This is a genomic window from Nostoc sp., assembly GCF_041747015.1.
Classification (GTDB): Bacteria; Cyanobacteriota; Cyanobacteriia; order Cyanobacteriales; family Nostocaceae; genus Nostoc.
On record NZ_JBGTFY010000388.1, the window covers coordinates 1 to 3554 of the forward strand.

Here is a 3554-nt window from a genome sequence, read left to right on the forward strand (position 1 = left end):
CTAGGGGTTTCGTTAAATGGCGCGTAAACCCAGCCGAGAGCGACTTTTGGACATCTTCTTGTTGGGCAAAAGCAGAAAGAGCGATCGCAGGTATTTGTCCTACTTGCTTCATTTGCCGAATGCAACTCCATAGAGCATAACCATCGACTTGCGGCAGGGCAAGATCGCTAATTAAAATATCTGGTTTAAACTGCTCAATACTTTCTAGCGCGTCGGCGGCGCAGCTAACGGGCTTCACAATCGCCCCTGATTGTGCCAATATAAACTCTATAAGTTCTAAGCTATCAACTTCGTCATCTACTACCAAAATGCGGATAGCAGTCAGGGGCAGTAGTTTTACGTCTGCGGTAATTTCTGGATCAAAAAGGGGCAATAGTAATGTAAACGTCGTTCCCTGTCCTATGCCTGGGCTACTGGCGCTAATTGTACCATTGTGCAACGCTGTTAGTTGACTTACGATCGCAAGCCCCAAACCCAACCCATCTTTTGAACGCTCTGTGGAACTATCGGCACGGCGGAAGCGATCAAATACATGGGGCAAAAATTCTTGACTAATTCCCATCCCGGTATCTGTTACTTGGATTTGAGCAAAATTGTCACATTTGTGCAAACAAATTTCCACTCTCCCCCCGCTTGGAGTAAACTTAATTGCGTTTGTCAATAAGTTGGTAATGATTTGTTGTAAACGGTTCAAATCTCCCAAAATTTGACAATCAGTATTAATGCTTGAATGAAGTTCTATCTGCTGCGCCTCTGCTGCCAAGCTGGCATTAATAATAGTATTTTCAATTACCGCAGCCAAGTTTACGGGAGCCATCGTTAGCTGCAACTCGCCGCGAATCATCCGCGAAACATCTAGCAAGTCTTCAATTAGTTTTACTTGAGTTTTGGTGTTGCGCTCAATAGTTTCCAGCGCTCGGTTAACAGTTTCTTTGTCTAGTTCCCGCGTCTGAAGTAGCTGCACCCAGCCTAAAATTGCATTTAGAGGCGATCGCAATTCATGAGATACCACCGCCAAAAATTCATCTTTACTAAGATTTGCGGCTTCAGCTTCTCTCCTGGCGGCTTGTTCGCGTTGTAGCAATACTTCTTTTTCTGCTTTGAGATCCTGAGAAGCGGTGATATCTATATCAACTCCCGCCATGCGGACAGGTTGCCCCGTTTGATTATAAAAAACTTGTCCAGTGCTATGCGCCCATCGGATTTGACCGCTAGGATACACAACTTTAAATTCAATATTATATTCTGCGCCTGTAGTCACCGATTGGTTGATAGCATGAAGGACGCGATCGCAGTCTTCTGGGTGTAGTCTTTCAACAAACTTAGCGAAGGAACCATCAAACTCCTCGCTTTGAAAACCAAATAAAGCCTCCATATTGGCAGACCATTTATTTTGATTTGTGAGGATATTCCAGTTCCACGTTCCCATTTTGGCGGCATCTAGAGCAAGGCGCAAACCAGCTTCGCTCTCACTAAGTTCTGCTTCTACCTGTTGTCTTTGCCTTAGTTCGCTTTGGACTTGTTGGTAAAGTTCGCTTTGGGAAATCGCAATGCCGATTTGAGTTGATAGTTGCTTGATTAAATCAATTTCTAATTCTTGCCACGCTCGCGGCGACGAGCAATGATGAGCAATTAATAATCCCCACAAGTCATCGCCCCGAAATAAGGGCGCAACTAGAGAGGCTTGAACTTGCAACGGTTCTAGCAAGTCAATATAACACTGCTCTACCTCAGCGTTATGTATATTGGTTCCGGCGACAATTAACCCTTGGCGATGTTCGTCGTTATAGCGGTTTTGATAGCAAGGGTCGTAAAAGTTGGATGCTAAAATACTTTGCCATTGATCTCCTACCGATTCGACAGTTACCTTGCCGCCGCCGTCGGGTTGGATTTGAAAAATAATTACGCGATCGGTTTGCAGAAATTGCCTAACTTGGTTGACTGCTGTTTGTAAAACTTCTGCTAAATTGAGCGATTGACGAATTTGCAGAGCGATTTGGCTAACAATTTTTTCTTGCTCAATTCTTTGCTGCAACTGGTGCTGTAATTTGCTCGATGCGATCGCACTTCCTACCACCACTTGCAACATCAATGGAGTTATGCGATCTTTGACTAAATAATCTTCCGCACCGTTTTTAATTGCTTTGGCGGCAACGGTTTCATTTCCTTGTCCTGTAATCATTATTACTGACGGACAAAAGCCCAACTGCATTTTTTTCAATGCTGCCAAAAATTCTAATCCGTCCAAGTCTGGCAAAGAAAAGTCTAATATAATTCCATCAACGGGCTGCACTCCACACAAATTTAACCCTTCTTCTGATGACTGTGCCTCTAATACTGTGTAGTCATTCTCTACATCGGCTTGCAGATAGCGGCGATAAAGTTCCCGATCGGGAGGAAAATCATCAACTATTAAAATGGTGCGGTGTTGCTTGGGCATTATGCTTTACATATTTTCTAATTCCGTTCGGGTACTAGCAATAAATATTACGTGTAGCGATGTTGCTAGTACCTTACTATGGAGGGGTTTTTAAGTGCAGTATCATTTGTACATCATTTATCTTATTCCTTACGATAGATGATTTCTTTATCATAACAGGCATCTTGGCAGAAGCTTTAAAATTGTATTAGCGAACTTATTACTTAAGTTATAAAGATCGAATTTGAAGACTAAGTAAAAAGTAATCGCATTTTCAAGGCGATTCTACAAATCTTTTGGTCAATAACTAGTCATGCAGTCAGCAAATCGTCGTAACGCCGGACTTCTTTGATTCTGTTATGCTCATCTACCAAAACAACTGTAGGACAGTAAGTTTTGATCTCTTGCTCGTCAAGCTGAGTGTAAGTCATAATAATAATGCGATCGCCTGCCATACCAAGGCGGGCGGCGGCTCCATTTAATTCTATCGCTCCAGAATTGGCGGCAGAAGAAATCGCATAAGTAATTAATCGTTCGCCATTAGCAATATTAACTACCTGCACCTGTTCGTAGGGCAAAATCCCCGCAGCGTCTAATAAAGTGCGATCAATACTAATACTACCAACATAATCAAGATTGGCAGCCGTAAGCGTGCAACTATGTATTTTGGCGCTAAGAAATGTTCGTTGCATTGTCGTGGGGCTATGGAGCAAAAGGAAAAAGTTATTTCTTTCCTCTTACATTTTAGACTTGTAGAGACAGACAAGCTTAAGTAAGGATATTTTGAAAGTCTTTTGGTTGGTGGTGGTCGATTAGATCCCCCTTAAAAAGGGGAGGAATTAATATTTACTTTTAAAAAGGAGACTAATAAATATTTCCCTTAAACAGAAGAATAATCCATATTTTCCCCCTTTTTTAAGGGGATCTAGGGGGGATCGCCTAAATATTTCCCTTAAACAGGAGAATAATCCATATTTTCCCCCTTTTTTAAAGGGAGTCAAAAAGCGGTGTAGCTGAGTCTGACCGCTTTGTTGACGTGGGTTAGGGGGATCTATGCTTCAGGAGAGTTTTCATTTTCTTTATCGCGTTTAAAACTTTCTTCTAAAGCCTGGATTTGTTCACGCCTAGCTTCTAC

Annotated in this window: 2 protein-coding genes; both read right to left on the reverse strand. The window is 42.3% G+C overall.

Annotated features, from left to right (window positions below; genetic code table 11):
• Positions 1-2440, reverse strand: a 2440-nt coding sequence (locus ACEW80_RS30520) for a response regulator (protein WP_373530200.1), incomplete at its 3' end; no start/stop codon positions are given.
• Between the two features lie 290 nt (positions 2441-2730).
• The gene (gene panD / locus ACEW80_RS30525) at positions 2731-3111 is read right to left on the reverse strand and encodes an aspartate 1-decarboxylase (protein ID WP_373530201.1); all 381 of its coding nucleotides are present in this window, start codon (positions 3109-3111) and stop codon (positions 2731-2733) included.
• Between the last annotated feature and the right edge of the window lie 443 nt (positions 3112-3554).

Bases quoted from the DNA above. Each gene is read 5' to 3' on its own strand.
- panD (WP_373530201.1), bottom strand. From the start codon at position 3,111: ATGCAACGAACATTTCTTAGCGCCAAAATACATAGTTGCACGCTTACG.